The 26,253-nt window shown below is 71.1% G+C and carries 30 protein-coding genes and 1 pseudogene; 15 read left to right on the top strand and 16 right to left on the bottom strand.

What is annotated here, in order from left to right:
- Positions 1-97 precede the first annotated feature (97 nt).
- Together IEY17_RS06510 and IEY17_RS06505 are read left to right on the top strand one after the other, a co-directional pair.
- Positions 98-496, top strand: a complete 399-nt coding sequence (locus tag IEY17_RS06510) for a thiol-disulfide oxidoreductase DCC family protein (RefSeq protein WP_188986380.1) — start codon at positions 98-100, stop codon at positions 494-496.
- A 235-nt stretch (positions 497-731) separates the two neighbouring features.
- Positions 732-1,760, top strand: coding sequence for a tetratricopeptide repeat protein (locus IEY17_RS06505; protein WP_188986379.1), 1,029 nt, complete (start codon positions 732-734; stop codon positions 1,758-1,760).
- A 311-nt stretch (positions 1,761-2,071) separates the two neighbouring features.
- On the opposite strand, the gene IEY17_RS06500 is transcribed toward IEY17_RS06505, so the two are convergent.
- Positions 2,072-2,758, bottom strand: a complete 687-nt coding sequence (locus IEY17_RS06500; RefSeq protein WP_188986378.1) for an MBL fold metallo-hydrolase — start codon at positions 2,756-2,758, stop codon at positions 2,072-2,074.
- 421 nt (positions 2,759-3,179) lie between these two features.
- On the opposite strand from IEY17_RS06500, the gene IEY17_RS06495 reads away from it, so the two are divergent.
- Positions 3,180-3,482 carry a hypothetical protein gene (locus IEY17_RS06495; RefSeq protein WP_188986377.1) on the top strand — a complete coding sequence of 101 codons (303 nt, stop codon included), beginning with the start codon at positions 3,180-3,182 and terminating at the stop codon, positions 3,480-3,482.
- 338 nt (positions 3,483-3,820) lie between these two features.
- On the opposite strand, the gene IEY17_RS06490 is transcribed toward IEY17_RS06495, so the two are convergent.
- The gene (locus IEY17_RS06490) at positions 3,821-4,252 is read right to left on the bottom strand and encodes a PPOX class F420-dependent oxidoreductase (protein ID WP_188986376.1); all 432 of its coding nucleotides are present in this window, start codon (positions 4,250-4,252) and stop codon (positions 3,821-3,823) included.
- Between the two features lie 460 nt (positions 4,253-4,712).
- Between IEY17_RS06490 and IEY17_RS06485 the strand changes: the two are divergent.
- The 4 genes and pseudogenes from IEY17_RS06485 to IEY17_RS26035 all read left to right on the top strand — a co-directional run.
- A pseudogene (locus tag IEY17_RS06485) lies at positions 4,713-5,153 on the top strand (alpha/beta hydrolase); the annotation flags it as partial.
- Positions 5,150-5,323, top strand: a complete 174-nt coding sequence (locus IEY17_RS06480) for a hypothetical protein (protein WP_188986375.1) — start codon at positions 5,150-5,152, stop codon at positions 5,321-5,323. The pseudogene IEY17_RS06485 and the gene IEY17_RS06480, both read left to right, overlap by 4 nt.
- A gap of 3 nt (positions 5,324-5,326) precedes the next feature.
- Positions 5,327-5,488, top strand: coding sequence for a hypothetical protein (locus tag IEY17_RS06475; protein ID WP_188986374.1), 162 nt, complete (start codon positions 5,327-5,329; stop codon positions 5,486-5,488).
- Between the two features lie 13 nt (positions 5,489-5,501).
- A complete protein-coding gene (locus IEY17_RS26035) occupies positions 5,502-5,867 on the top strand; it encodes an alpha/beta hydrolase (RefSeq protein WP_188986373.1) in 366 nt (121 codons plus the stop codon).
- Between the two features lie 184 nt (positions 5,868-6,051).
- On the opposite strand, the gene glpK is transcribed toward IEY17_RS26035, so the two are convergent.
- Both glpK and IEY17_RS06460 read right to left on the bottom strand, forming a co-directional pair.
- Positions 6,052-7,554 carry a glycerol kinase GlpK gene (gene glpK / locus IEY17_RS06465; RefSeq protein ID WP_188986372.1) on the bottom strand — a complete coding sequence of 501 codons (1,503 nt, stop codon included), beginning with the start codon at positions 7,552-7,554 and terminating at the stop codon, positions 6,052-6,054.
- A 33-nt stretch (positions 7,555-7,587) separates the two neighbouring features.
- Complete coding sequence (locus tag IEY17_RS06460; protein WP_188986371.1) at positions 7,588-8,340, bottom strand: MIP/aquaporin family protein; 753 nt, start codon at positions 8,338-8,340, stop codon at positions 7,588-7,590.
- A gap of 438 nt (positions 8,341-8,778) precedes the next feature.
- Between IEY17_RS06460 and IEY17_RS06455 the strand changes: the two genes are divergently transcribed.
- Positions 8,779-9,606: a DeoR/GlpR family DNA-binding transcription regulator gene (locus IEY17_RS06455; protein ID WP_188986370.1), complete on the top strand. Its 828-nt coding sequence runs from the start codon at positions 8,779-8,781 to the stop codon at positions 9,604-9,606.
- 82 nt (positions 9,607-9,688) lie between these two features.
- On the top strand, positions 9,689-11,425 hold the full coding sequence (locus IEY17_RS06450; RefSeq protein ID WP_188986369.1) for a glycerol-3-phosphate dehydrogenase/oxidase: 1,737 nt from the start codon (positions 9,689-9,691) through the stop codon (positions 11,423-11,425).
- A gap of 73 nt (positions 11,426-11,498) precedes the next feature.
- On the opposite strand, the gene IEY17_RS06445 is transcribed toward IEY17_RS06450, so the two are convergent.
- The 8 genes from IEY17_RS06445 to IEY17_RS06415 form a co-directional block, all read right to left on the bottom strand.
- Positions 11,499-12,428, bottom strand: a complete 930-nt coding sequence (locus IEY17_RS06445) for an ESX secretion-associated protein EspG (protein ID WP_188986368.1) — start codon at positions 12,426-12,428, stop codon at positions 11,499-11,501.
- On the bottom strand, positions 12,428-13,270 hold the full coding sequence (locus IEY17_RS06440; protein WP_188986367.1) for a PPE domain-containing protein: 843 nt from the start codon (positions 13,268-13,270) through the stop codon (positions 12,428-12,430). Before IEY17_RS06440 ends, IEY17_RS06445 begins: the two co-directional genes overlap by 1 nt.
- A gap of 5 nt (positions 13,271-13,275) precedes the next feature.
- The gene (locus IEY17_RS06435) at positions 13,276-13,650 is read right to left on the bottom strand and encodes a hypothetical protein (RefSeq protein WP_188986366.1); all 375 of its coding nucleotides are present in this window, start codon (positions 13,648-13,650) and stop codon (positions 13,276-13,278) included.
- Between the two features lie 216 nt (positions 13,651-13,866).
- Positions 13,867-14,514 (bottom strand): DUF3558 domain-containing protein, encoded by a 648-nt coding sequence (locus tag IEY17_RS06430; protein WP_188986365.1) that lies wholly within the window; start codon positions 14,512-14,514, stop codon positions 13,867-13,869.
- A 48-nt stretch (positions 14,515-14,562) separates the two neighbouring features.
- Positions 14,563-14,925, bottom strand: a complete 363-nt coding sequence (locus IEY17_RS06425) for a DUF1707 SHOCT-like domain-containing protein (protein ID WP_229679893.1) — start codon at positions 14,923-14,925, stop codon at positions 14,563-14,565.
- Positions 14,926-15,023: 98 nt separating this feature from the next.
- Positions 15,024-16,358, bottom strand: a complete 1,335-nt coding sequence (locus IEY17_RS06420; protein ID WP_188986364.1) for a dicarboxylate/amino acid:cation symporter — start codon at positions 16,356-16,358, stop codon at positions 15,024-15,026.
- Between the two features lie 69 nt (positions 16,359-16,427).
- Positions 16,428-16,502 carry a putative leader peptide gene (locus IEY17_RS26030; RefSeq protein WP_373289853.1) on the bottom strand — a complete coding sequence of 25 codons (75 nt, stop codon included), beginning with the start codon at positions 16,500-16,502 and terminating at the stop codon, positions 16,428-16,430.
- Between the two features lie 89 nt (positions 16,503-16,591).
- On the bottom strand, positions 16,592-17,227 hold the full coding sequence (locus tag IEY17_RS06415) for a Maf family protein (RefSeq protein WP_188986363.1): 636 nt from the start codon (positions 17,225-17,227) through the stop codon (positions 16,592-16,594).
- A 406-nt stretch (positions 17,228-17,633) separates the two neighbouring features.
- Here IEY17_RS06415 and IEY17_RS06410 point away from each other — a divergent pair, with 406 nt between their 5' ends.
- From IEY17_RS06410 to IEY17_RS06390, 5 genes are all read left to right on the top strand, one after another.
- Positions 17,634-18,776: a S1 family peptidase gene (locus IEY17_RS06410; RefSeq protein WP_188986362.1), complete on the top strand. Its 1,143-nt coding sequence runs from the start codon at positions 17,634-17,636 to the stop codon at positions 18,774-18,776.
- Between the two features lie 121 nt (positions 18,777-18,897).
- Positions 18,898-19,728 carry a biotin--[acetyl-CoA-carboxylase] ligase gene (locus tag IEY17_RS06405; RefSeq protein ID WP_188986361.1) on the top strand — a complete coding sequence of 277 codons (831 nt, stop codon included), beginning with the start codon at positions 18,898-18,900 and terminating at the stop codon, positions 19,726-19,728.
- Positions 19,729-19,774: 46 nt separating this feature from the next.
- Positions 19,775-20,269: a PH domain-containing protein gene (locus IEY17_RS06400; protein ID WP_188986360.1), complete on the top strand. Its 495-nt coding sequence runs from the start codon at positions 19,775-19,777 to the stop codon at positions 20,267-20,269.
- A 53-nt stretch (positions 20,270-20,322) separates the two neighbouring features.
- On the top strand, positions 20,323-21,273 hold the full coding sequence (locus IEY17_RS06395) for a hydroxymethylglutaryl-CoA lyase (protein WP_188986359.1): 951 nt from the start codon (positions 20,323-20,325) through the stop codon (positions 21,271-21,273).
- Entirely contained in the window at positions 21,270-21,908 is a 639-nt protein-coding gene (locus IEY17_RS06390) for an adenosylcobinamide amidohydrolase (RefSeq protein ID WP_188986358.1), read from the top strand. Before IEY17_RS06395 ends, IEY17_RS06390 begins: the two co-directional genes overlap by 4 nt.
- Positions 21,909-22,044: 136 nt before the next feature.
- Here the strand turns inward: IEY17_RS06390 and IEY17_RS06385 are convergent, their stop codons facing one another.
- From IEY17_RS06385 to IEY17_RS06370, 4 genes are read right to left on the bottom strand one after another with little or no spacing between them, the layout of a single operon-like run.
- A complete protein-coding gene (locus IEY17_RS06385; RefSeq protein ID WP_188986357.1) occupies positions 22,045-22,350 on the bottom strand; it encodes a hypothetical protein in 306 nt (101 codons plus the stop codon).
- Positions 22,347-24,725, bottom strand: coding sequence for a glycohydrolase toxin TNT-related protein (locus tag IEY17_RS06380; protein WP_188986356.1), 2,379 nt, complete (start codon positions 24,723-24,725; stop codon positions 22,347-22,349). Before IEY17_RS06380 ends, IEY17_RS06385 begins: the two co-directional genes overlap by 4 nt.
- A gap of 4 nt (positions 24,726-24,729) precedes the next feature.
- Complete coding sequence (locus tag IEY17_RS06375) at positions 24,730-25,050, bottom strand: hypothetical protein (protein ID WP_188986355.1); 321 nt, start codon at positions 25,048-25,050, stop codon at positions 24,730-24,732.
- 2 nt (positions 25,051-25,052) lie between these two features.
- A complete protein-coding gene (locus IEY17_RS06370) occupies positions 25,053-25,514 on the bottom strand; it encodes a YbaB/EbfC family nucleoid-associated protein (RefSeq protein WP_188986354.1) in 462 nt (153 codons plus the stop codon).
- A 250-nt stretch (positions 25,515-25,764) separates the two neighbouring features.
- Between IEY17_RS06370 and IEY17_RS06365 the strand changes: the two genes are divergently transcribed.
- Complete coding sequence (locus tag IEY17_RS06365; protein WP_188986353.1) at positions 25,765-26,214, top strand: MaoC family dehydratase; 450 nt, start codon at positions 25,765-25,767, stop codon at positions 26,212-26,214.
- The last annotated feature ends 39 nt before the right edge of the window (positions 26,215-26,253 follow it).

Here is a 26,253-nt window from a genome sequence, read left to right as displayed (position 1 = left end):
CCGGTCGCCACGGCTACGTGCTGTGCCGGGTGCGGCCGCGTCTGCGACCGTTGTTCGCGGGAGCGAGCGCCCCGGGCGGGAAGGAGCGTCGGCGGTCATGAGCGAGTTGCCCGTGCTGATCTACGACGGTGACTGCGGCTTCTGCACGCGCAGCGTGCGCTGGGCCGAGCGGCTGCCGGTACGGATGCGGATCCTCGCCTGGCAGGAGGCCGATCTGGCGGCCTACCGGACCACGCCGGAGCGGGCCCGGCACGAGGTGCTGTGGGTCGCCCCTTCGGGGCGCGTGTTCGGCGGTGCTGCGGCGGTCGCCGAGCTGCTCCGGAGCGCCCGCCTGCCGTGGCCGGTCGTCGGTTGGGCGATGTCCGCGCCGGTGCTGCGGTGGGTGGCCGAGCGGGTGTACCGGTGGGTGGCGGACAACCGCTCCCGGTTGCCGGGCGCCACGCCCGCATGCCAGTTGCCGCCCGAGCAACGCCCGGGCCACCGGCACGGCTCCTGAAGCCCAGTGATCTCGGCCGAAAGTACTAGAGAAGGTCATCACCTTTCTGGCCGATCGGTCGACCTCGCCTGCCATATCGGCTGATCCGCCGAACCCCCGCTGCTTCATAACGTGGAGGTCGTCGGGGGTTCGAGAAGGCCGGGCACCGCCGTTCAGGGGATCGGGCGGGCCCGGCCCCATGAGCGGGTTGGTGCGTCTTGAGGCACCAACGAGCAGGAAAACGAGGTGGCTCGGGATGTACGGCAAGGCGTTCGCTCCGGAATACCAGGGGGCGCTGCGGGACATGTCGGTGAACACGGCCTACGAGGACGTGCTGGAGACCGCCCGGCAGCGGGAGCACGGCGCCGCGGAGGCGGGCAACGCGCTGGAACTCGCCCAGGCCCGGCTGGCGGTGGCCGAGGCGTGCCGTCGGCTCGGCAGGCTCGACGAGGCCGACGCGGCCTGGCGTGGCAGCTACCGGGCGGCGCGCAGCGCCGAGGACAAGGGCGCGATGGCGTGGGCGCTGTGGAGCGGCGGCACCCTCGCCCGGCAGCGCGGCCAGCTCAATGCCGCGGTCCGGTGGCTGTCTTTGGCGCGGGACCTGGCCGAGCAGGCGGGCGAGGTGGTCGCCTACGGGTACTCCCAGGCGGGCATCGCCGAGACCCTGCGAATCCGCGGTGACCAGGAGGAAGCGCGTGACCTACACGAGAAGTTGTTGGCCGAGGCCCGCAAGCGCGGCGAGTGCCGGCACACGGTGTGGGCGCTGGAAGGGCTGGCCCAGCTCGACCGCAACAGCGGCGATCTCGACTCGGCGTGGCGCCGCTTCGCCGAGGCTGCGGAGCTCGCGGAGGGCGGTGGCGACGAGCGGGGGCTCGCCTGGGCCCTGCGCGGCATGGCCGACGTGCTGTCGCTGCGCGGCGAGCCCGACGAGGCGCTGTGCTTGTTATCGCGCGGTGAGCAGATCTGCCGCCGCATGGACCTGTCCAGCGCATTGGCTTACAACCGCAAGATGCGTGGCAACGTGTTGTTCCGCGCCTGCTGGTACGGCGAGGCGGCCCGCACCTATCGCGAAGCGTGGGACATGTTCCGGTCGATCAACGAGCCGCGTGGTGCGGCGCTGGCCCGGCTGGGGCTGCTGAAGAGCCTGGACAAGCTGGGGCGTCCGCGCGCGGATACCGAGCGGGATCTCCGGGAACTGCGCGACACGCTGGACAGTCGGGAACTTCGGCACACCCGGAAGATGGTGGAGGAGGCGATTGACGAACTCGCGGACATGGCAGCCTGAACGATGGCCAGGAACGAACCGGTGGTCCATCGAAAACGGGCTTCGTCAGGCTTGTCCTCACGACGATCGCCCAGGACCGACGCAAAGTCTGGGCATGACGATCCTAGGAAACGGTACTGCCGACGAGCTCGTGCTATGCACGCCGAACAGTCGCTCCAAGTCCGTGCACAGCGGACTGAATGATGCCGACTCGACATCATCGCACTCGACTTCTGCTGCAAGGGCGTGCAAGCATTTCTCAGCGCGCCTACCCCAGCACCTGGTGTACAAATTGGACATTTTGATTCGCCGACGTGAGCGAGGCCGTTCGGCTACGGCGTGAGATTCGCCGCCGCGGCGCGGAGTTCGGCTCCGGCCGCGGTGGTGATCGGGTCGCCGTGGCCGAAACAGGCGACTTCAACGTCGAGTTCGGCGAGCCGGTGGAATGACTCGACCGCCCGCGGCCGGTCCAGGTTGCACGTGCCGAGCATGACCTCGGTGACGTGGGCGACGGTGTCGCCGGTGAACAGGATGCGCTGCTTGGGCAGGTGGAGGGCGATACTGCCGTCGGTGTGTCCCGGGATGGACAGCACCCGGGCTCCGCCGGCGAAGTCGAACACCTCGCCGCCGACGAGTTCCTGGTCCACCGGGCACGGCGGCGGCGCGGGCACGTTCGGGGCGATGCTCTCGAACAGCGGGCGTTCCCAGTCGAGCAGCACCGGATCGGGGCGTGGTCGTTCGCCGCGCACGATCGGTGCGTCATCGCGGTGGGCGAGCACCGGGGCACCGGTCGCGGCGCGGACCTCGGCGGCGGAGCCAACGTGGTCCTCGTGCCCGTGGGTGAGCACGATCCGGGCCAGTTCGACGTCGATTTCGCGCAGGTACCGGACAATGTCCGCGCCGGCTCCGGCGATACCGGTGTCGACCAGTGTCGCCGAGCGGCCCTCCCGCCACAGGTAAGCCTGGCCGAACTCGAATCGCAGCAGGTGCAGGTTCGGCACCACGGTGACGACGTCCATGTCAGCCACAGTAAGCGCGCTTCTCGTCGGCCGCGGCGATTTTCGTCGCGGGCGAACGGGTTCCCCGTGGGGCGGTCCCCCGGGCGCTCTTCCACCTCGACGAGCGGTTGCCGGGGACCGGGCCTCGCCCTGCCTCCGGGCGTGATCACCGTCGCCCCACCGCGGCCCTCTGCCGCGCCCTGGCCACCGGGCGGGTCCGTGCCCTGGACGTCGCCTGCACCCGGCGGCCCGAGGTGGTCGACGACGGGCAGCGGTCCCGGCTCTTGATCGAGGCACTCCGGGCCCACGCGAAGGAGAGCTGAATCGCACCGCAACTCCGCGGGTCCCAACCCGAGCGTGTGGTTGATCGGATGCCGCGCTGCTGCGGTCGATCACATCACCCAGGGTGGAACAGGGGGGCCGATCACGAGGATGGGAGTTGATGCACGTGCGATTCGTTCGCGTTCTCGCCGCGGGCACCGGGTTGGCTGCGGTTGTCCTGCTGGGTGCTGCCACCACCGCGGGTGCGCAGGGCGGTGCGGAGGCCAAGCCGCTGCTCAGGGTCACCGGGCTGCTCGACGGCAGCAGCGGTTCGGGTCAGGACGGCGAGGGCCAGGACGGCACCGCCCACGCGTCGGTGAGCAGCGACGGCGAGACGAAGACCGTGTCCAGCGCGAACTCGGAGGGTGGGGCCACCGAGCAGTCCGCGAAGAAGCCGAGCAAGCAGTCGGCTGACGACGACTGAGCGGTGGTCGGGGGTGTCGCGCTCCAGTGGAGCCGCGACACCCTCACCGTCCACTGAGGACTCGGCGCTGAACTGCTCGGTGCTGGAAGGATCGACCTGGACTGCTGCGCGCTCGCTCACCGGATACCCCGTTCGAACCCCAGGGGCAGCGGCCGTCTCCTCCTGACCGTTTCCGGGTTTTCCCCGATGCCTGCCGGTGAAGCCGGTGCCTGGGCTCCGCCGTGTCGACAGGTCACGGAGGAAACCCCGGCACGGAGGCCCGTTTCCCGGACTACGTCACCCGGGTCGAGCCCCATCTGGCGGAGATTGATCGGCACATTTGGTCCAGCGTTGGCTAGTCAGCCGATGGTCGCGCCGTAGACGTGCTCAACCCTCATCGTGAGGAGCACCCTGCGGTCGGACACCATCACCGACCGGTACTCGTCCCAGTCCGGGTGTTCCCCGGCGGCGGCGCGGTAGTAGTCCACCAGCGCCTCCACCTCGGGGCCGTGGGGGTCGGTCCCCGGACCGGTGATCGTGACCGCGCCCTCGGCGGTGGCCCACGAACGTCCGTCGGGGCTGGTGACCTCCAACGCGGCTCGCGGGTCCCGCCGCAGGTTCGCCGTCTTCGCCCTGCCGTCCGTCGTCGAGATGTGCAGGACACCGGCCTCCCGGTCGTAGAACGGCATGACGGGGGAGAGCTGCGGGAGCCCGGACGACTTGATCGTCGCCAGGACGCCGAGTCGGCTTTCCGCGAGCAACGCGTGCGGGTCGAACTGCGTGCTGGTCATAACCGCTCCTCTGCTGGTTTCCGGAATTACTCGATCATCGCCGCACACCTGTCGCCGCCCCGGCCACAGCTCGATCAGTTGTTCGGCCGTGGGTGCGGCCCGGTTTCCCACGGTCGTGGGGTACCCGTAGCGCACGAACCCATCAGGCCAGGACCAGGACGGTCACGGGGTGTGCGCGGAGCTTGCTCGCGAGGAGGCGGTGGTCGTCATGGCAGAATCATCAACGTTCACATCGATATGAAGGTCAAGCGGGAGTCGGCGTGCTGATCGGGGAACTGAGCCGCAGGACCGGAGTGCACGCGCACCAGCTGCGCTACTAAACCAGGCGATCTACGACCGAGCCCAGCAGCTGGCACCTCCAGGTCAGAAGGTGGCGACCATCGTGTGGGAAGGCTACGAGTCACCGTCAAGCCTCGTGCCTGGTGCCGCGGCGGAAAAATAGGCGAACGGAGCCAAACAGGACCTGTCGGAGTTCCAAAAGGGACTCCGAGCCACCCACGAAGGAGCGCCGTCGCACAACACCGTCGGTCACAGCTACGGCTCTACCGTGGTCGGCTACTCCTCCCGCGATGCGGGCCTCCATGCCGACGAGGTCGCGTTCCTGGGCTCGCCGGGTGTCGGCGTTGACCACGCACGTGATCTCGGTGTCCCGCCAGAGCATGTATGGGCTGGCACCTCGCGTGATGACGAGATTCACTTCGCCGTCGACGGCGATCCGCGAACCTGGGGCGGGTTCCCGGACCAGCATTGGTACGGAATGAATCCGGCTGACCCGGCGTTCGGTGGAAACCAGATTCCGAGCAGCCCGACGACGCGTCATAACGACTACTGGAAAGACCCGCAAACGGTCGATGCCTTGGCGCGTATCGTGGTCGGCCGCGCAGAAGGGACACACCAGTGACAGCCCCCGACATCGACGGCTACCCGGACCGCACCAAGACCGGATGGCGAATCGCCCAAGGAGTCGGCACCCCCATCGCCGCGATCCTGGCAGTCTTGAGCCTGAACCGATGGTGGTTTTTCGTCAGCTTCAGCCTCACTGCCCCCGGTAGCCTCGACGCCGATCCTTAGTCGATGGGCTGGGTGATGTTCGGCTTCCTCCTGTGGTTCATCCTGTGGTGGATTGCGGCCGTCATCATCACCATCGTGTGGGGGCTTTGCCACATAATGTCCAAGATCGTGCTTGGGCTGGGGCTGCTGCTCACGCTCGTTGCGAGCGTTGCGCCTTCTGTGTGATCAATGGTCTGCCGTGGCGCTCAGGCACGGATCGCCGTCGGCCGCGGACAACATCGTGTTCCTGGATTCGCCCGGTGTCGGCATTGACCACGCAAGCGAACTGGGCGTCGCGCCCGACCATGTCTGCTCCGGCACAACCGGACTCGACGCTATCGAGGTCGCCACGCCGTCACCTGACCCCTCGACTACGGCGACCCCTTCGACGATCACTGGTTCGGTCGCGACCCGTCCGATCCGTCCTTCGGTGCACGCGAACTGCCGGTGCACACCTGGTCGTACCACAGCGACTACTGGAAATACGATGAATCGCTCGACTGGATGGCCCGCGTGGTCGCCGGCCACACCGGCCCAACCGACACCAGGGGCGGTTCGATCATGAGAATCGAAGCAATGAAGGAACGCTTGGTACCGCCAGTCTGCGCGCTCAGGGCTCTCTGACATTCCGCACGAGATGCGAGACTCGGCTCAGCGAGGGGAAAAGACAACCCCGGCGGCGTGACCTGGTCTCGCGGGTCGCGATGTGCCGGTCACGCCGCCGGGGTGGTGCTACTGGATCGCGTTGGTCACTCGACCCAGCCGAAGGTCTTGGTCACCGCCTTCTGCCATTCGTGGTACTTCTTCTCGCGGAGTTCCTCCGGCATCTGCGGGTCCCACTGCTTGTCCTTGGCCCAGTTGGAGCGGATGTCCTCCTCGCTGGTCCAGAAGCCCACCGCCAGACCGGCCGCGTAGGCCGCGCCGAGGGCCGTCGTCTCCGCCACTACCGGGCGGATCACCGGGACACCGAGGACGTCCGCCTGGAACTGCATCAGCAGTTCGTTGACCACCATGCCGCCGTCGACCTTCAGCGACTTCAGCGGGACACCGGAGTCCGCGTTCATCGCCTCGATCACCTCGCGGGTCTGGAAGGCCGTGGCCTCCAGCACCGCCCGGGCCAGGTGGCCGCGGTTGACGTAGCGGGTGAGGCCGACGATCGCGCCGCGGGCGTCGGAACGCCAGTGCGGAGCGAACAGGCCGGAGAACGCCGGCACGAAGTACGCGCCGCCGTTGTCCTCGACCGTGCGGGCCAGCTGTTCGATCTCCGGGGCCGTCGCGATGAGCCCGAGGTTGTCGCGCAACCACTGCACCAGCGAGCCGGTGACCGCGATGGAACCCTCCAGGCAGTACACCGTGTCGTTGCTGCCGATCTTGTAGCCGACCGTGGTGAGCAGACCGTTCTCGCTGATCACCCGCTCGGTGCCGGTGTTGAGCAGCACGAAGTTGCCGGTTCCGTAGGTGTTCTTCGCCTCGCCCGGCGACAGGCACGCCTGGCCGAAGGTGGCCGCCTGCTGGTCGCCCAGGATGCCCGCGATCGGGATGCCCGCGAACACGCCGCGTTCCCGGAACTTGCCGTACACCTCGGAGGACGAGCGGATCTGCGGCAGCATCGCGGTCGGCACGCCGATCTCCGCGCAGATGTCGGCGTCCCACTCCAGCCGCTCCAGGTCCATCAGCAGCGTGCGGGACGCGTTGGTCGGGTCGGTGATGTGCAGACCGCCGTCCGGGCCACCGGTGGAGTTCCACAGCACCCAGGTGTCCATGTTGCCGAACAGCAGCTCGCCCTTCTCCGCCCGTTCCCGGGCACCGTCCACATTGTCCAGGATCCAGCGGACCTTGGGGCCGGAGAAGTAGGTGGCCAGCGGCAGACCCGTCCGGCTCTGGTAGCGGTACTGCCCGCCGTCGGCGGCGAGTGAGTTGACGATCTCGTCGGTGCGGGTGTCCTGCCAGACGATGGCGTTGTAGACCGGTTTGCCGGTGGCCCGGTCCCACACCACGGTCGTCTCCCGCTGGTTGGTGATGCCGCAGGCGGCGATGTCCGAGGACACCAGGTCCGCCTTGGCCAGCGCACCGGCGCACACCTGCCGGGTGTTGGTCCAGATCTCCGCCGGGTCGTGCTCGACCCACCCGGCCTTCGGAAAGATCTGCCGGTGCTCCATCTGGTCGACCGAGACGACGCGGCCGGAGTGGTCGAAGATCATGCACCGCGTGGAGGTGGTGCCCTGGTCGATGGCGGCGACGTAGGAGGCCATTGCCGTTCTACCTTCCTCTGTGGAGCTGTGCGATCAGCTGCTGATGGGCAGGGCGAGCGCCAGCAGACCAGCCAGGACGCCACCGGCGATCGGCCCGACGATCGGGACCCATGAGTACCCCCACTCGGCCGAGCCCTTACCGCGGATCGGCAGAATCGCGTAGACGATGCGCGGCCCGAGATCCCGGGCCGGGTTGATGGCGTAGCCGGTGGGCCCGCCCAGTGAGTTGCCGATGCCGATCACCAGGAACGCGACCGCGGCGTAGCCGAGCGCGGAGTTGCCGAAGGTCGGCACACCGTCCGCGTCGCCGGGGCCGGCCTGCGGGCTGAGGATGATCCACAGGACCAGTACGAAGGTGCCGATGATCTCGGTGAGCAGGTTCCACGGCGCGTTGCGCACCGTGGGGCCGGTGCAGAAGATGCCGCGGGTGTTCGCCGGTTCGTCGTGGGTGTCGAACTGCAGCTTGTAGGCGGCCCAGCACAGCACGGCGCCCAGGGCGCCGCCGATGAGCTGCGCGACGATGTAGACCGGGACCTGCGACCAGGGCGTCTGCCCGTTCGCCGCCAGCCCCAGGGTCACCGCCGGGTTGATGTGCGCGCCCGACTCCCACGCGACGCTCGCGCCCGCGAAAACCGCGAAGCCCCAGCCGAAGTTGATCAGCAACCAGCCGCCGTTGTGCCCGAGAGCGTTGCGCAGGGTCACGTTGGCGACAACACCGCACCCCAACAAGGTGAGCATCGCCGTCCCCAGTAACTCCCAGGTGAAGATCGCACCAAGACTGGCCATACTGCGTTCCCCTCGTCATGCCGCCGTTGGCAGGGCGGGATCGGATGGTGACTGTCCGAGATGGAGCGGGACGCTACTGCCGCATGGCAACACGTGTCCACGCCTGCCGCCACTCGTGGGCAACCCGTTGGTCCGTACTGCCCAAGCCGGGTGTTCCCGCAGGTGGCAGCACGGGTCGGCGCGGCTCTCCGCGGGTGCGTGGGCGGCGTTGCGCCCCTGCTCCCCGGTGGTCCGCCGCGCCGCGCGACCCGGTGCTCCCGGACATCGCGGTCACACTAGGCTTGTTAAAAAGCACGTTGCAATACCTTCTCGATGATGTTTTTATCGAGTTACGCGGTTGCTGTGGGGGTGCACTCCGGGCAGCGGCACCCGCGCGCCCGGTCGGCGCACCCCGGCCGGCGCCGTTCGGTCGATCAGCGGGGATAGGAGAACGCGACGATGTCCGGTCGACGTCCGTCCAGCAAGCAGCAGGACCGGCGCCGCAAGATCACCGAGCTGGTGATGGCGGAGGGCACCCTGCGCATCGACGACCTCGTCGCGACCATCGGGGCCAGCGCGATGACCGTGTACCGCGACCTCGCCGACCTCGAGTCGCAGGGCCTGGTGCACCGCAACCGCGGCAACGTCTCGGCGGCGTCCTCGCTGCTCTACGAAGCCGCCTCGGAGTACCGGCTGCAGCAGAACCAGACCGAGAAGGAGGAACTGGCCCGCGCCGCGGCGGAACTCGTCGAGCCCGGGCAGGCGATCGTCCTCGACGACTCCACGACCGGTGTGTACCTGGCCCGGCTGCTCCCGGAGCGCGCACCGCTGACGGTGGTCACCAACCACCGCGGCGTGTTCGGCGAACTGGCCGGCGCGCCGGGCATCAGCCTGATCTGCGTCGGCGGCGACTACCTGCCGTGGGCGGACGCGTTCGTCGGCGGCATGGCCCTGGACGCGTTGCGGAACCTGCGCGTCGACCTGGCGATCATGTCGGTCTCCGCGGTCACCGACGGCATCGGCTGTTACCCGCAGCAGGAGATGGTGCAGATCAAGAAAGCCATGCTGGCCTCGGCGCAGCGCCGGGTGCTCTACGTCGACCACACGAAGTTCCGGCGTCGCGCGCTGCACGCGGTGGCCCCCGTCGAGGACTTCGACATCGTGATCGTCGATTCCCGCACGTCGGCCGCCGACATCGAGGTGCTGCGCGAGCGCGGTGCGCTGGTCGAACAGGCGGGGACCGCACGCGGTTCGGCATCGAGCACGGACCGTGCTGGTCGGGCATGATGACCTCCACCTGGTGCCGGAGTCCGGTTCCGCGTCGGCGATGAGGTCACCGGTGGGACGCGAATCGAGCGAGGAGGACGCGGTGTCCAAAGACAAGACCGAGAGCCGGTTGAAGGGCGCGCTCGGACCCGCCGAGCGGGCGGAGAACTGGCGGCGCCTCGGCGCCGAGGAGTTCGACGTGGTGGTGATCGGCGGCGGCGTGACCGGTGCCGGGGCCGCACTGGACGCGGCCACCCGCGGCCTGCGGGTGGCCCTGGTGGAGGCCCGGGACCTGGCCTCCGGCACCTCCAGCCGGTCCAGCAAGCTGTTCCACGGGGGCCTGCGGTACCTGGAGCAGCTGGAGTTCTCCCTGGTGCGCGAGGCACTCCGGGAACGCGAGCTGATGCTCACCCGCATCGCACCGCACCTGGTGAAGCCGGTGCCGTTCCTCTACCCGCTCACCCATCGCTTCTGGGAGCGTCCCTACACCGCAGCCGGCCTCTTCCTCTACGACACCATGGGCGGCGCCCGCTCCGTGCCGGGGCAGAAGCACCTCACCCGCGCCGGAACGCTGCGGATGGTCCCCGCGCTCAAGCGCAACGCCATGATCGGCGGCATCCGCTACTACGACGCCCAGACCGACGACGCCCGGCACACCATGACGGTGGCCCGCACCGCCGCCCGCTACGGCGCGGTGGTCCTGAACTCCGCGCAGGTGACCGGGTTCCTGCGGGAAGCCGACCGAATTGCCGGGGTGCGGGTGCGCGATGTGGAGACCGGCGAGGAGGTCGAGGTCCGATCGCAGGCGGTGATCAACGCCACCGGGGTGTGGACCGACGAGCTGCAGAAGCTGTCCGGCGGCCGCGGCCGGTTCCGGGTGCGCGCCAGCAAGGGCGTGCACATCGTGGTGCCGCGGGACCGCATCGTCGCCGAGACCGGGCTGATCCTGCGCACCGAGAAATCCGTGCTGTTCGTGATCCCGTGGGGCAATCACTGGATCGTCGGCACCACCGACACCGACTGGCACCTCGACCTGGCACACCCGGCGGCCACCAAGGCCGATATCGACTACATCCTGGATCACGTCAACTCGGTGCTGGCCACGCCGCTGACCCACGACGACATCGAGGGCGTCTACGCGGGGCTGCGCCCGCTGCTGGCCGGGGAGAGCGAGGAGACCTCCAAGCTGTCCCGGGAGCACGCGGTGGCGCGGGTCGCGCCCGGGTTGGTGGCCATCGCCGGCGGCAAGTACACGACGTACCGCGTGATGGCGGCCGACGCGGTGGACGCGGTCGCGCCGGACATCTCCGGCCGCATCCCGCGCTCGATCACCGACCGGGTGCCGCTGCTGGGCGCGGATGGCTACCACGCGCTGATCAACCAGGCCGACCAGCTGGCTGCGGCGCACGGTCTGCACCCGTACCGCATTCGGCACCTGCTGGACCGCTACGGATCGGAGGTCCACGACGTGCTCGCGATCGGCGACGACCGGCCCGAGCTGCTCAAGCCGATTCCCGCCGCGCCGAACTACCTGCAGGCCGAGGCGGTCTACGCGTGCAGCCACGAGGGCGCGCTGCATGTGGAGGACGTGCTGACCCGGCGCACCCGGATCTCCATCGAGTACCCGCACCGCGGCGTGGACTGCGCCGAACCGGTCGCGCGGTTGATGGCCGAGGTGCTCGGCTGGGACGACGAGCGCGTGGCGCGCGAGGTGGACGTGTACACCAGGCGTGTCGAGGCGGAGCGCGACTCGCAGACGCAACCGGACGACCAGGCGGCCGACGCGAAGCGCTCAGCGGCGCCGGAGGCGCGGGACGGCCTGGTCCGAACGGATTCCTGAGGCGTCCACAACGGACCAGCAGGCGAAGCGCGCCTTCGGCCGAGCACGCATGTTCAGGTTTCCAGGCACTGTCCTAATAGGATATGGGTGATCCGGGGTTGGGTGACACCCGGGCGCGGTGGGGGAAGGTGGCGTGGCTCGGCGTGTTCCCTATGCCGGTGGGGGTGGACAGCTCGGCAGCTTCCCAGGTGGGGGAGGGGCGCTGCCAGGACTGGTCGGTGACTTCGGCGAGGAGTTCTTCGACGTGCGCCGTCAGGCGGCGAGCGTCCACCGGGGCAACCGTGCTCCACAGCTCGCCTGAGGGGGATTCGCGGCGGAGTTGGGCGTAGCGGCCGTGCGGGGTGTCGAAGAACCCCACCACGCGCCCCGCGCGCACGCGGCGACCGCTTCGGCTGCGTGCCGCCGCGCCGAACTGGCCGCGCGCTGCCGCACCGGCCACCATGCCGGTCAGCGTTTCCGCGTCGTCCGGGCGGACACCGCGCCGTTGCAGCACACCGCTCAGCTGCTCCACGTTGTCGCCGGCCTCGGCCGCCGCGGCGTCGAGATCACTGCTGCGCACCGAAACGGAACGGCCCGGGCCGGGCGGCTGCGGCGGCAGCGCGGAAAGGGCCTCCCGCGGCAGTCCGGTGATCGCCGCCGACCGCATGGTCAGCGCGTCACCGTCCTTGATGACCAGCACCGCGCTCCCGGCGTCGTCGTCGGCCGCGGCGAGCACGCGGACGCTGCGCCCCAGCCACATCCGGCCATCGACCTCGCGGGTGGGACGGGCCAGCAGGCGCAGCATCGCCTCCAGCTCCGGATCCAGCCCCGTGGGGCGGCCCAGGTCGCGGGACGCCAGCGACCGCCACGCCCGTTCGACCAGTTCGGCTCGTTCGGTGTGGGTGCGGCCCGGCGAGGGGACCTTGAGCACCAGCGGTGTGGTCTCCAGCCGGAGGTGCTCGATGAGTACGTCGAACTCCAGCGCTGACAGGGTCACCAGCCGGGGCGGGTTGGTGCGGGCCATCAACCGGGCTCGCCACCGATCACCGGGCGGGACAGGGTCTGCGGTGCGTCGAAGAACCCGCCCGGCCGCCCGACCTGCTCGGTCACCTTCCGGTCGACCGGGTCGTCGCGCTCCCGCCGCGCCCGCTTGCCGCCGGGGCCGGGCCCGGTCGAGCGCCCGTCGCCGCGCGTCGGGCCCGCACCGCCGGGCCGTGCGGGGCGCTGCTCGCCGACGTGCGGCGACACCGGCACGCGTGCGGCGGGCGCCGCCCAGCTGATCGTCACCGGCGGGTGGCCACCATGTGCCGACGGGCCACCGGCGACCGGGGCGTCCACAACCACCCGCGGCGGCGGCGTGAACGATGCGAGCGACGTCGTGTTGGCCACCGTTGACGCCTCGTAGGTGCGCATCACCTGGAACGCCCGCTGCTCGGCGGCGTGCTGCTCGGCCTCCTGCCGCTCGTAGTCGGTCTGCCCGCCGAACAGGTGGATGAGCAGCGACTCGGCGGTGCTGGGTTCCTCGGAGGTCACCTGCACCGGCGGGGGCATGTCGTGGCGCGCCTTACTGATGAACTCCGCCTGCTGCTCGGCGCGCTCCCGCATCAGGTTCGCGGCCTGTTGCGCCTGCGCGGCCCAGTCGCCCAGCGGCCGCACGCCGTCGTGCGCGCTGTCGGCGGCGGCGCCCTGCCACCCGGCCATCGCCGAGGACAGGGCGGCGGCCAGCCCGGAGTCGATTTCGCCGAGCGTGCGGGTCAGCTCGCTCCAGCGCCGGACACTGTCGACCGAGCCCTCCGGGCCCGGTCCCTCGTGGATCTGCGCGTACAGCTCAGCGTGGCGGTACCCCTGCCAGCGGTGGTCGCTCATCGGTGTCAGCAACCCCCGCCGATACCTGCGGCGCTGTCCTCGTCGATCCGCTCGTACTGGCGGTTGGCGCGCTGCAAGGACTCGGCGGCGGCCTGTAGCTGGTCGCGGTAGCCGCACAGGGCGGTCAGCGCGTCGTCACCACCGCCGAGGGAGCGCCGGTTGAATTCCTCGGCCGCGTCGGCGCTGATCGGATCGCCCGCCCACGGGCGGATCCGCAGTTCGGTGATGGCGTGCTCGATCTGCAGGCCGACCGCGTCCAGCGATTCCTGCAGCGCGTTGACCAGCCTCGGGATGGCGGCGGGATCGATCTGCACGGAGCCGCCGGACGTTCCCGGCAGGGCATCGGTCGAGCTGTCACCCCACGGAGCAGTGAGCGGCACGTCTTCCCCTCCCACAGGTCACGGGCCGGGTACGGGTGCGGGCCCTTGCGCTTGAACGCTCAGGTGGGCGGCGGCGTCCACCGGGTGCGGGGCACCCGAACGCTCAAGCTACTCAAACGTCCGCGGACCACTGTAGTCACCAATCGTCACGCTGGGGAGTGCTCCATACGCGGTGAGTATCGCTTTCGCTCCGCCCCGCCCCGTTGCGTAGCGTGTTCAATTCGTGGCGCCCGATTCGGCGTCGCTGGACCGGGTGCCGGACGTCACGAGCTCGAGTTCCGCGAGCGTGCTGATGGCGTCCTCGGCCACGCGCTGCGCCCCGGCGCACAACTGGTCGACCGGTGGCGGTGGCCGCCCGCCGTCGTCGCGGTAGAGGACGTCGAGGTGCTGGCCCTCGGCCACGTCCACCGCGACGTTGCAGGACAGGTCCAGCCCGGGGGTCTTGATCACCAGTGCCGGGAAGCCGCCGATCACCACCGGCGTCGCCTCCACCTGCGCGGTGTCGTCGGTCCACACGCCCATGCCCTCGGTGGTGATCAGCGCCAACCGGGCCCCCACCTTGCCGGTGGTGTTGCGGTAACTGCACGTCGCCGCGTTCCCGAAGCCCGCCTCGGAGTCGGGGATCGGGTCGCGGTCGAAGCCCAGCTGGTTGCGCTGGTCGTCGGTGAGCAGGCGGCACGGGTCGACGCCGTCGAGGCCGAGCTCGAACGGTCGCGGCGGCGGGGGAGCGCTCGTCGTCGGCGGCGGCGGCGGCGGGGGCGACGGCGGTGCCGTGCCGACCGCGCGCTCGGAGTACCACAGGCCGCAGCCGGTGAGGGTGGCCGCGGCCGTCGCCGCGCCGAGCGCCCCGATGATCCATCGCATGACCTTCACCGTAACGAAGCCCGGTCGGCGGTGGCGGTAGGTCGAGCGTCAGCGTCGCCAGGAGAACCAGAACACCACCAGCAGGGGCAGCAACAGCAGCAGCCCGAACTGGCGCGCCGCCAACAGCAGGACCACCGCCAACGCCACCGCGCACACCGCGAACACCACCTTCGCGGCCGGGACCGATGGTTTCACCGGGATGGGCGGGGTGGCTGGGTGTGGCTCGGGCAGGTCGCGGAACAGCGCGTCCAGCTCGGAGCGGATCCGTGCGGCGGCGGCCCGCTGGCAGCGCTCGTCGTACTCCTGGACGTCGAGGCGTCCGGCGGTGAAGTGCTCGCCAAGCAGCTGCATGGCGCGTTCCCGCTCGGGGTCGCCGACCCGCAGATCCCTGCCCCGTCGACCGTTCTCCACACCGTCATCCTACGGTCGGATGACCGCCGGAAGAGCCCCTCGCGCCGAGGTGAACGGCCGGACGACCTTGGGTGGACTCCGCCGGGAGGAACGACCGGTCAGGCTCCGGTGAGGGCGCGCTCCCTGTCGAGCAGCGGTGGCGCGCTCGGCCGGGCGAGGACCTCGTCGTCGAGCAGGCCCTCGCTGCGGGCCACGACCACCGGGACCACGATCTGGCCGCCGACGTTGGTGGCGGTGCGCATCATGTCCATGATCGGGTCCACCGCGTAGGCGATGGCGATGCCGGTGGCGACCACCTCGGGCGGGAAGCCCAGCGCGCCGACGGTCAGCGTCAGCATGGTGAACCAGCCGGTGACGCCCGCGGTGGCGATCGAGCCGAACACCGCGACCGCGACGATGGTCAGGTACTGCACCGGGCCGAGCTGGAGGCCGAAGAGGTTCGCGATGAACATCGACCCGATGGCCGGGTAGATCGCGGCGCAGCCGTCCATCTTGGTCGTGGTGGCCAGCGGCACCGCGAAGCTCGCGTAGGACGACGGCACCCCCAGGTTCTCCGCGGTCTGCCGGGTCAGCGGGAGGCTGGCGCTGGAGGAGCGGGAGACGAAGGCGAACTGCAGCACCGTCCACGCCTTCGCGAAGAACCGGGCCGGGCTGACCCGGGCGACGAGGGCCAGCAGCAGCGGGTAGATCCCGAACAGGACCAGCGCGCACGCCACGTAGGTGGAGCTGATCAGCTTCAGCAGCGGGACGAAGAACTCGTTGCCGTAGCTGGCCACCGCGTTGCCGATGAGGCCGAGCGTGCCCAGCGGGGCGAGTCGGATGATCCAGCCGAGGACGCGCTGGATGATCTCGAAGGCCGCCTTGTTGATGGTGACGAAGGGCGCCGCCTTGTCGCCCAGGCTGTAGCTGGCCGCGCCGATGATCAGCGCGACGAACACCACCTGCAGCGTCTCGCCCTCGGCGAAGGCGCTGATCAGGTTGCTCGGCACCAGGCCGTTGACCAGATCCAGCCAGGAGCCCTGCGTCTTCTGGCCGATCGCTTCGAGCTTGTCCGGGTCGGGTTCGATGACCAGGCCGCGCCCGGGCTGGAACAGCCAGCCGACGGCCAGGCCGATCAGCACGGCGATCAGCGAGGTGATGGCGAACCACAGCGCCGTCTTGCCGCCGAGCCGCGCGGCGGCGCGCCCACCGCCGACGCCGCGCAGGCTGTCGATGCCCACCACGATCGCGGTGAAGATCAGTGGCAACACGGTGAAGGTGAGCAGCTTGGTGAACGTCGAGCCGATGGTGTCCAGGGTGGTGACCAGCCAGTCGGCTCCGGTCTGCTTGGCGATCCAGCCGAGGAGCGCGCCCACGACGAGCGAGGCGACCACGGCGACGGCGAACAGCTTGGGGTTGAGGCGCGGGCGCGATCGCCCAGGGTGGGAAGGCACAAGAATCTCCTGGATTCGGGGAAGTGGGACTGCGCAGGCCGGATCGGCGCCGGGTTTCGGCGCGTCAGATCACGGACAGGTAGAGCTGGCCTGCCGTCGCAGGTCGACGTGCAGGCGCGAGGTCAGATACCACCCGGTTCCCATCGCGAACAGTTGTAACTACCCGCAAGTCCTCACTAATCCAGAGGTAACCGAATTGTGTTCATGTTCACCCGAATGCGCTGATCATGGTGTCACTGCGCGTTCGGCGTGTTCCACAACGTCACGACCCCGACCCCGACCTCGGCGAGCAGCCGACGGGTCAGCGGCAGGCTGATGCCGAGCACGCTGGACGGGTCACCGTCGACGCCCTCCACGAACCACCCGCCGAAGCCCTCCAGCGTGAACCCGCCCGCCACGTGCAGCGGCTCCCCGGTCGCCAGGTAGGCGTCCAGCTCGGCCTCGGTCGGCCGGCCGAAACGGACCGCGGTGCTCACATGCCCCTGCGCCCGTTCGCTGACCTCGCCGCCGGTCAGCCGGACCACGGCGTGCCCGGTCACCAGGTACCCCGTGCTGCCGGCGTTGTCCGCCCACCGCTTCGCGGCGGCCTCGCGGGTGCCGGGCTTGCCGACCACCTCGCCCTGCGCGGTCCGCAGCATCGAGTCGCAGCCGACGACCACCGCGTCTGGTTCCGCCGCGGCGATCTCGGCGGCCACGGCGTCCGCCTTGGCCCGCGCCAGCGCGGTGACCAGTTCGGCCGGGGTGGGGTCGGTCAGCGCGGCGGCCACCGCGTCCTCGTCCACCCCGGAGACCCGCACCAGCGGCTCGATCCCGGCGGCGCGCAGGACGGACAGGCGGGCGGGAGAAGCGGAGGCGAGCACGAAACGCACGACTGCGATGGTAGCGGGCCGGCGGCGCGGCTCCCCGGCGCCTTTCACCAGCTTTCCCGGATTTGTCCGCGGGGGTCGCGAAACCTGTTGTGGAATCGCACGAAACACGACCGCAACACCGAGAATCGTTGTGACGGAGGGACTTCCGGGTCGCGCGACCTCTCGGCCGCGCAGGATGCTCCGAACAGTGGTGTCCTTTTTGGCGGACTGATCCTAATGTTCTGCGTACGGGCCGCCGTCTCGCGAGCGGACCGGTCCGCCAACTCCTCTCCTCACCGACCCGGCTGATCACCGGGTGATCCCGCACGTCCCGGCGACGGCCGGGGTGGACCAAGCTCCCGCGCGCATCTCGGCCGCGATCGGCCACGCGCGGGTGATCCCTGCACATGGATCTAGGGAGACGACCATGAGTCGGAGAAGAACCGTTCGGCTGCTCGGCGCGGCCGTGCTCGCCGCTGGCACGATCGCCGCACTGGCGGTCCCGTCCACCGCCGCACCGACCCCCGACGTGGCATCCGAGCTGCTGGCGGCGATGCAGCGCGACTTCGGCCTGACCGCACCGCAGGCGCGGGCCCGGTTGGTGCAGGAAGCCGAGGCCATGCGGCTCGACGAGACGCTGCGCCGGTCGACCGGGGACTCCTTCGCCGGTTCCTACTTCGACGCCGCGCGGGCCGAACTGGTCGTCGCGGTGACCGACGGTGCTGCGGCGCGGACGGTGCGTGAAGCCGGTGCGGAGGCGGTGGTCGTGCCGAACAGCGCGCGGGAGCTGGACGCCGCGAAGTCCATGCTGGACAGCATGGAGTCCACGGCACCCCGCGCCGTCACGGGCTGGTACGTGGACGTGCGGTCCAACAGCGTCGTGGTGTCGGTGAACCGCGCGCAGCGCGACGCTGCCACCGAGGACTTCCTCACCCGGGTGCGCGCGGCCAGCGACGCCGTCCGCGTCGAGGAGGTCGCCGAGTCGCCCCGCCCGTTCTACGACATCATCGGCGGGGATGCCTACTACATGGGTGGGCGCTGCTCGGTGGGCTTCTCGGTACGCACGTCCTCCGGTGCGGGTGGTTTCGTGACCGCCGGCCACTGCGGCACAGCCGGCACCGCGGTGCAGGGCTACAACGGGGTTTCGATGGGCACCTTCCGAGACTCGTCGTTCCCCGGCAACGACTACGCCTGGGTGGCCACCAACTCCAGCTGGACCCCCCAGCCTCGGGTGAACCTCTACAACGGCAGCACCCGCCTGGTTTCCGGCGCGTCGGTCGCCCCGGTCGGCTCGTCGATCTGCCGCTCGGGCTCGACCACCGGGTGGCACTGCGGATCGGTGCAGGCCCTGAACCAGACCGTGCGCTACCCCCAGGGCACGGTCTACGGGTTGACGCGCACCAACGTCTGCGCCGAGCCGGGTGACTCCGGCGGCTCGTTCATCAGCGGCAACCAGGCGCAGGGCATGACCTCCGGCGGGTCAGGCGACTGCACCTTCGGCGGGACGACCTACTTCCAGCCGGTGCAGGAGGCGCTGAGCGCCTACAACCTCCGCCTGGTGACCGGCTGACCCGGTGATCGCGGCCCGCGGCGGTGGAGCAACCGCCGCGGGCCGCGGTCGTTCACCGGTCCCGGTCGAGCCGGTTTCGCGGGGACCGGCCGCCGCGCGGTCCGCGACATAGGCTGGGGTGGTGACGACTCCCGTGTTGTTGGACGGCGCCCGGCTGCGCGCGCGGCTGGTCGACCGCGGGCCCTACCGCGCGCTGGACGTGGTGACCGTCACCGGGTCGACGAACACCGACCTGGTGGCCGCCGCGGGCCGCGGCGCGGCGGACCGCACCGTGCTGATCGCCGAGGAGCAGCAGGCCGGGCGCGGCCGATTGCAGCGGCAGTGGGCGTCGCCGCGCGGTTGCGGGCTGTTCGTGAGCGTGCTGCTGCGGCCGGACGTGCCGCCGACCGCCCTGGCCTGGTTGCCGCTGGTCGCCGGGGTCGCCCTGGCCGAGACCGTGCGGCGCGAGACCGGCGTGCCGGCCGCGTTGAAGTGGCCGAACGACCTCCTGCTCGGCGACGGCGACGAGTGGCTGAAGGGCGCGGGCATCCTGGCCGATGCCGTCGCCGGACCCGACGGCATGGCGGTGGTGCTGGGCATGGGCGTCAACGTCCACCAGCGGCCCGAGGACCTGCCGCGCGGCGCCGGTGGCCTGCCCGCGACGTCGTTGGTGGCGCAGGGCGCGGACGTGGACCGCGAGGCGTTCGCGGTGGCGTTGCTCACGGCGTTCGCCGAGCTCGAGGACGTCTGGCGGGGCACCGGCGGGGACGTGGTCGCGACCGGCCTGCTGGACCGGTACCGGGCCCTGTGCAGCACCCTCGGTCAGCAGGTGCGCGTCGAACTGGGGCCGGATGAGCAGGTGCGCGGCGTCGCCACCGACATTGACGCGGCCGGGCGGCTCGTGGTGCGCGCGGCCGACGGCACCAGCACGGCGGTGTCCGCCGGCGACGTGGTCCACCTGCGCCGGTCCTGATCGGTAACGTGATCGGTGACCGGCGACGAGGGTGAGGAGGATCGGCGTGGCCTACCCGGATGGCCTGCTGGCGGCGGACGAGTACGTCGTCGTGCACAAGCACCCGCACTGGAAGATGCTCGTCGTCCCGGTGCTGGTCCTGTTCGTGGTGGTCGGCGGCGGTTCCTACCTCGCGGCGCTGGCCGCGACGACCAGCTGGCGGGTGCCGGTGTGGATCGCCCTCGGTGCGGTCGGCGCGATCCTGATCATCTGGTGCACCCTCGCCCCGCTGGTGCGCTGGCGCACCACCCACTTCGTGGTCACCACGCACCGGCTGATGGTCCGCGAGGGCGTGTTCACCCGGACCGGAGTGGACATCCCGATGTCGCGGATCAACTCGGTGCGCTTCCGGCACGGGCTGCTGGACCGGTTGCTGGGCTGCGGCACGCTGATCGTCGAGTCGGCTTCGGACGAGCCGCTGGAGTTCGACGACATCCCGCAGGTGGAGAAGGTGCACACCTTGCTCTACCGGGAGGTCACCGACGATGCTCTGGACGAGTGACCGCGCCGGGTCCGACCAGGTGCGGGCGTCGTAGGAGAGACGGAGGAACGCCGATGACGTCGCGTGAACTGGGCCTGCCCATGCAGGTGGCCTCGCCGGAGCCGGGGGAGCTGCCCGCAGCCGTGACGATCTGGGAGGTCGGGCCGCGCGACGGTCTGCAGAACGAGAAGGAGATCGTCCCACTCGACGTCAAGCTGGAGTTCCTGCACCGCCTGGCCGACGCCGGACTCGGGGTGCTGGAGGCCACCAGCTTCGTGCGCCCGGAGTGGGTGCCGCAGCTCGCCGACGCGGCGGAGCTGCTGGCCGGCCTGCAGCGGGCACCGGGCGTGCGCTACCCGGTGCTGGTGCCGAACTCGCGCGGCCTCGACCGGGCGCTGGAGTCGGACGTGCGGGACATCGCGATCTTCGCCTCGGCCACCGAGACCTTCACCCGCCGCAACCTCAACCGCGGCCTGGACGAGCAGTTCGCGATGTTCGAGCCGGTGGTGCGGCGCGCCGTGGAGGAGGGCCTGACGGTGCGCGGCTACATCTCGATGTGCTTCGGCGACCCGTGGGAGGGGCCGGTGCCGGTCGAGCAGGTCGTCTCGGTGGGGCGGCGGCTGCTGGAGATGGGCTGCGACCAGCTGTCCCTGGGGGACACCATCGGCGTGGCGACGCCCGGTCACGTCGAGACGCTGCTGCGCGCGTTCGGCACCGCCGGGGTGGCGGTGGACCGGTTGGGCGTGCACTTCCACGACACCTACGGGCAGGCCCTGGCCAACACCTACGCCGCGCTGCGGCACGGCGTGAGCACTGTGGACTCTTCGGCGGGCGGGCTGGGCGGCTGCCCCTACGCCAAGTCGGCCACCGGCAACCTGGCCACCGAGGACCTCGTGTGGATGCTCGACGGGCTGGGCGTCAAGCACGGCGTCGACCTGACCAAGCTCGTCGAGACCAGCGTGTGGATGGCGGAGCGGCTCGGTCGGCCGAGCCCGTCCCGGGTGGTCAGGGCCCTCGCTTCGTGAGCGCGCCGAAACCGGCGCTGCGCGAGGTGGCGGACCGCCCGCTTCTGGTCTGGCGCTGCGCGCGGCCGTGGCTGGCGGTCTCCTCGGCGCCCCGCGGCGGCGGCATCGGCCTGCGCTCCTGGGTGCTCAACGCGACCGTCGAAACCGATTACGACCACCCCGACCCACCTGCGCACATCGACGAGATGGCCGGTGCGGTCGGCCTGTCCGGCGACGGGGTGGGCCTGCTGACCGCCGTGGACGTGCGGCACGAGGTGAGCGCGTTCGACGGCGGCGTGCAGGTCAGCGTGACGACCGGCGCGCAACACCCGATCTGGGCGGCGGAACCGGAATCGGCGCAGCAGCTGTGGGCGCCGGGGACGATCAACGCGGTGTGCTGGTCGCCGGTGCGGCTCAGCGAGGCGGCGCTGGTCAACGCGGTCGCGACGGTGGCGGAAGCCAAGGCGCAGGCACTGCTGGAGGCGGGCGTGGCGGGGACCGGCACGGTCACCGACGCGACGGTGGTGCTCTGCCCGGCCGACGGCGAAGCCGAGCCGTACGGCGGCCCGCGCTCCCGCATCGGCGCGCCGCTGGCCCGGGCGGTGCACGCGGCGGTCACGGCAGGTCTGCGCGTCGAGCACCCCCGCCACGGCTGACCCGCACCCTCAGCCACAGCTGGCTGGGTTGTGTGGAGTGCTCCCGGTTGTGGTCAGCTGGGCGGCCTGGGACGGGGTGAACGCTTGGGGCGGTCGGGGGTAGCCGCAGTGTGTGTGGGCGGCGGTGATGTGGGGGTCAGAGGCGTTGGGCCGGGGTCCCCTTGGCCGGGGTGTCCGCGACGTCCACCGGGCCCACCACGCCGCGGAGGGCCTGGGTCCAGGTCAGCCTGCCGAACAGGTAGAAGCAGGCCACCTGCTCGCTGCTGAAACGCGCCCAGTCGTAACGGTTTCCCTGCTCCCGCCAGAAAACCTCCCAGGCCGGGTTGCCGTCGGTCTCGTCGCGCACCAGACACCACGCGTCGTCGGCTTCCGCCCCGACCGACACCAGTTCCTCCGGGACACCCATCGCCGACAACCAGCCGACCACGGATTCGCTGTTCAATTCCCGGCCTCCTGCGTCGCCTCGTCGTCCGCCGCTCCCGCCGCGTCCGCGGTTCCGGCCTCCCTGTCACCCTGCGTGATCCGCACCGTCTCCACCGCGGCACCACCAGGCTTCCCGCGCGCCGACGCGCCTCCGCCCTCGGTCACGTGCGTGGTGCGCACGGTGGTGGAGTCCTCGCCCGCACGTCGACCGGACTCAGCCGCGTCGCTGTCGCGCGCGGTCGGTTCACCGTCGGTCGCCTGCGGGACTTCTGGGGCAGAGTCGTCGCGTGCCGCAGCATCCGACTCGTCGCCTTCGGAAGCGATTCCTTGCGGGGCAACCGCCCGCAGCGGTGCGCAGACACCGTCCTGCTGCCGGGGATTCGCCGCGGAACGGTCGAGGCGCAGGGTCGTGGCCTCCGCGTTCGCGCGGGCCCTGGTGAGTTCCACCAGGTAACCCAGGGCAACCAGGTCCACCAGGGAATACGTGGTGCGGTAGCGGATCCCGCCGCCCGGCTGGGCGAACCACGGCGCCGCCACCGACTGCCACACGGGCAGCGGGCGCATGACCCGGTAGCGCCGGTAGGCGCGGTCGCGGTCCTCCGGCGGCAGCGACCGCTGCGCGAACGCCGTCCCCGCCGCGAACGCCACGCGGCCGTCCCCGCCGCCCAGGCAGTCGATCACCGCATCCGGCGCCAGCACCACCGGCTCCGCCGGTTCCACGCCGCCCTCCGGGAACTCCGCCGCCGGAGGCCACGCGTACTCGCTGCGCTCGCCGTCGCGTACCACGAACCGGTGCTCCCACTCCCATTCGCTGAGCTCGCCGAACGGCTCGTGGTCCGCCACCAGCTCTGCGGGCAGCCGCTCTGGTTCCTCGCGCTCCTCCCGGTCGCGCCGCGCGGCTGCGTAGACCTCGGTCGAGCGCGCCCGCTCCAGCGCGGCGCTGTCGTCCACCAGGTGCGACTGCGGATGGTCCTGCGGCGGGAACCGCAGGCCGGGCCGCCGCGCGTCGGGCGACTCCGGCACCGGCAGTTGCCTGCTCGCGTGGCTCGCTGCCACCGGCAGGTAGCCGATCGGGAACTGGTGCAGCACGAACGCAACCACATCCGGATTGCGCCCGGCCTGCCGCAGCGGCCGCTGCGACGGTTCCGGCTGCGGCGGGGGCGGTGGTGCCACCGGAGCCGGGAGCGGGCGCAGCGGAGCGCGCGGCACCTGCCGCACCTGCGGCACCGGCTGGGAGCCGAACGAGATTGGGCCGCGAGCCGCGGCCGGCGGCATCGGAGGCCGCGCGGCGGATACCGGAGGTGCCGTGGTGGGCGGCTGGTGCGCGGGCGGCGCCGCGAAGTGGCCGCCCGGTACCGCCGGAGGCGGTGCGGCGAAGCCGGGAGCCGCAGGCGGCGGTGGCGGCTGCGGGGCAGCAGCCCAGGCGGAGCGCACCTGGTGCGGCGCGGTGCTCGACGCCGGGTCGGTCCCGGCGGGCATCCAGCCGGGGCGGGCGGGGTGGTCGCCGACCGTGGGGATGGGGCCGGTGCCCGCGTCGGCGAGGCCAGGAGCCCAGCCTCTCGCATCGACCCGCACCGGTCCGGTGTGCTCGGCATCGCCCTGCCACGCACCCGCCGCGCCGCGGGAGATGGCCTCCCCGGCTGACGTGCCGACGTGCTCAGCTGCGCTGCCGACGTCGTCGGCGACACCCGACGCCTGGCCGTCGCCGTCCGCGACAGAACCGGCACCGGAGGTGAGTTCGTCGGCAGCGGCTCCCACGTCACCGGCGACGTCCTTCGCCGCCGATCCGACACCACCGCCGAGGTGTCCGGCCACAGCACCCACACTGTCCACTGTGGAGGAAGCGAGGCTGGTGGCGCCGGACGGCAGGCGGATGCTGGTCGGCTCCACCAGCACTCCGCTGTCCAAGTCCACCGCCTTCGCCAGGGTTTCGTGGACCTTCGCCACGTTTGCCGCCACGCCGTGCAGCGCCGAGTCCAGCGCCGCCAGCGCCTGCGGGTGTCCGGCCGCTGCCGCCTGCTCGGCCGCGTCGGTCTGCTTGGCCAGGTTCACCAGCTCCCGCACGAGCTGCACCTTCGCCGCGCCGATCTGCTCCGCGGCGTGCTCCAGGCGGTCCGCCGCGGCCCGGCACTGCCGAGCCGAGGACGGCAGCATCCCGTCGTCGGCCACCAGCCCGTTCCACTCCCGGCGCGCCGCCTGCGCCGCGTCGCCGTCGAACGCGGCGAGCGCGCTCTGGGCCGCGCTGTCGGCCGATCCGGCGAGCGCGTCGATCGACCTGGCCGCGGCCCGCCACGCGGACGCCGCCGCGCGCATCGCGTCCTCGTCGGCCTCCGGCCAGCGAGCCCCCGCACGCGCCGCGACATCCCGCAGTTCCGCGGGAAGTTCGATGCCCATCGACTCACCCCCGTCCGGTGGTCCGGCCGAGCTCGTCGGCGCCGCCGGCATCCACCTGCCGCGTCGTCGCGGCCGTTTCGGCGAACTTCGCGCCCATCTCGCGCAACCGCACCGCGATCGCGCCGAGGTCGTCGAGGGCCCGGTCGGCGCGGGCGCGGTGGGTGCGGGCGAAGCTGGCGCCGATGTCGTCGCCGCCCCAGCAGGCACCGGCCGCCGCCACGGCCTGGCGCAGCTCGTCGGCGATCCGCTGCGCCCGCCCGGCGAGGTCCTCGAACTCGCCGACGCTGCTGCCCAGCCGCCCGAGATCAGTGCGGAAACCACCCATGGTCACGTCCGTTTCGCCGGGCTTTGCTGCAACCAGCTGCCATCGCAGAAATCGTCGGCGCTGTCGCCGACATTGTCGTCCATGCCTCGCGGTTCGTTGCGCAGCACCGGAACCGACTCGCCGTCGGCGCGTCCGCCCAGCAGCAGCTCTGGATCGGTTCCGGTCGGCAGGACCTCGGCGAGCACGTCGGCGGCCCGCCGCGCGGCGGCCTGCGCGGCCTGCTCGGCCAGTTCCACGATGATCTCCGCCAGCCGATCCGGGTGATGCCGGTCGTAGACGTTGTCGGCGAGCACGACGTCGCGCAGCACGCCCTGCGGACCGACCACCACCCGCACGCTGCCGTCCCTGCTGCTCGCCGACTCGGCGATCGAGGACAGGTCGCGGCGGGTCTCGGCGAGGCGTTCCCGGCTGCGCCGGTAATCCGCCATCAGCTCCTCGACCTGGGCGCGGTGATCGGTGGGCACAGCCGCTCCCTCCTGTTGGCTCGCGGCAACCACCATGCGCGGTGGTCGGTCGGCAACGGCAGGCGGTCGTCCGCGGCACACCGCAGACGGCGCGCCACGCATTGGACGCATCCGCCGGACAGATGGTTCCATGCGCACCGCGGATTCCGACGCGCGGTCGGCCATCGGCAGCGGATCGCCCGATTTGCCGGTCACGGTGTGTGAGTACCGTCTCAGCGCCGGTCACGGTCCCGGCTGCGACGATGGGGGTATGGCCACGATCGCGTACGAGGACCTCGAACCGGGGAAGGTGTTCGACCTGGGCAAGGTCGAGGTTGACCGTGCCGAGATGCTGGCGTTCGCCGAGCGCTTCGACCCGCAGCCCTTCCATCTCGACGAGGCAGCGGGCCGAAACTCGGTGCTGGGCGGCCTGTGCGCGTCGGGCTGGTTCACCGCCTCGTTGTGGATGCGCGCCTACGTGGACCACGTGCTGGCGGACTCGACCTCGCAGGGGTCGCCCGGCGGCAACGAGCTCTCCTGGCTGGCCCCGGTGTTCCCGGGCGACGTGCTGCACATGAAGATGGAGGTCAACAGCCGTAGGCTGTCGCGTGGCCGACCGAACCTCGGCCTGGTGGAGATCACCGGCACCGCCGACCGCGGCTCCGAACGGGTGATGCGCTTCACGTTCGTCGGCATGTTCGGCACCCGCGAGCAGCACTGAGCGCGTCCGGGCGAGGACCCGGCGTGGCAGCCGCGCGCA

The organism is Saccharopolyspora thermophila (genome assembly GCF_014646075.1).
Lineage (GTDB): Bacteria > Actinomycetota > Actinomycetes > Mycobacteriales > Pseudonocardiaceae > Saccharopolyspora > Saccharopolyspora thermophila.
This window is presented reverse-complemented; position numbering and strand designations above follow the sequence as displayed.

Excerpts from the sequence above, each read along its gene's own strand:
- IEY17_RS06375 (WP_188986355.1), bottom strand. The coding sequence starts at position 25,050 with ATGGGTGGTTTCCGCACTGATCTCGGGCGGCTGGGCAGCAGCGTCGGC.
- IEY17_RS06395 (WP_188986359.1), top strand. The coding sequence starts at position 20,323 with ATGACGTCGCGTGAACTGGGCCTGCCCATGCAGGTGGCCTCGCCGGAG.
- IEY17_RS06365 (WP_188986353.1), top strand. The coding sequence starts at position 25,765 with ATGGCCACGATCGCGTACGAGGACCTCGAACCGGGGAAGGTGTTCGAC.
- IEY17_RS06455 (WP_188986370.1), top strand. The coding sequence starts at position 8,779 with ATGTCCGGTCGACGTCCGTCCAGCAAGCAGCAGGACCGGCGCCGCAAG.
- IEY17_RS06445 (WP_188986368.1), bottom strand. The coding sequence starts at position 12,428 with ATGGCCCGCACCAACCCGCCCCGGCTGGTGACCCTGTCAGCGCTGGAG.
- IEY17_RS06510 (WP_188986380.1), top strand. The coding sequence starts at position 98 with ATGAGCGAGTTGCCCGTGCTGATCTACGACGGTGACTGCGGCTTCTGC.
- IEY17_RS06430 (WP_188986365.1), bottom strand. The coding sequence starts at position 14,514 with ATGCGATGGATCATCGGGGCGCTCGGCGCGGCGACGGCCGCGGCCACC.
- IEY17_RS06490 (WP_188986376.1), bottom strand. The coding sequence starts at position 4,252 with ATGACCAGCACGCAGTTCGACCCGCACGCGTTGCTCGCGGAAAGCCGA.
- IEY17_RS06380 (WP_188986356.1), bottom strand. The coding sequence starts at position 24,725 with ATGGGCATCGAACTTCCCGCGGAACTGCGGGATGTCGCGGCGCGTGCG.
- IEY17_RS06440 (WP_188986367.1), bottom strand. The coding sequence starts at position 13,270 with ATGAGCGACCACCGCTGGCAGGGGTACCGCCACGCTGAGCTGTACGCG.
- IEY17_RS06505 (WP_188986379.1), top strand. The coding sequence starts at position 732 with ATGTACGGCAAGGCGTTCGCTCCGGAATACCAGGGGGCGCTGCGGGAC.
- IEY17_RS06475 (WP_188986374.1), top strand. The coding sequence starts at position 5,327 with ATGGGCTGGGTGATGTTCGGCTTCCTCCTGTGGTTCATCCTGTGGTGG.
- glpK (WP_188986372.1), bottom strand. The coding sequence starts at position 7,554 with ATGGCCTCCTACGTCGCCGCCATCGACCAGGGCACCACCTCCACGCGG.
- IEY17_RS06495 (WP_188986377.1), top strand. The coding sequence starts at position 3,180 with ATGCACGTGCGATTCGTTCGCGTTCTCGCCGCGGGCACCGGGTTGGCT.
- IEY17_RS06500 (WP_188986378.1), bottom strand. The coding sequence starts at position 2,758 with ATGGACGTCGTCACCGTGGTGCCGAACCTGCACCTGCTGCGATTCGAG.
- IEY17_RS06410 (WP_188986362.1), top strand. The coding sequence starts at position 17,634 with ATGAGTCGGAGAAGAACCGTTCGGCTGCTCGGCGCGGCCGTGCTCGCC.
- IEY17_RS06460 (WP_188986371.1), bottom strand. The coding sequence starts at position 8,340 with ATGGCCAGTCTTGGTGCGATCTTCACCTGGGAGTTACTGGGGACGGCG.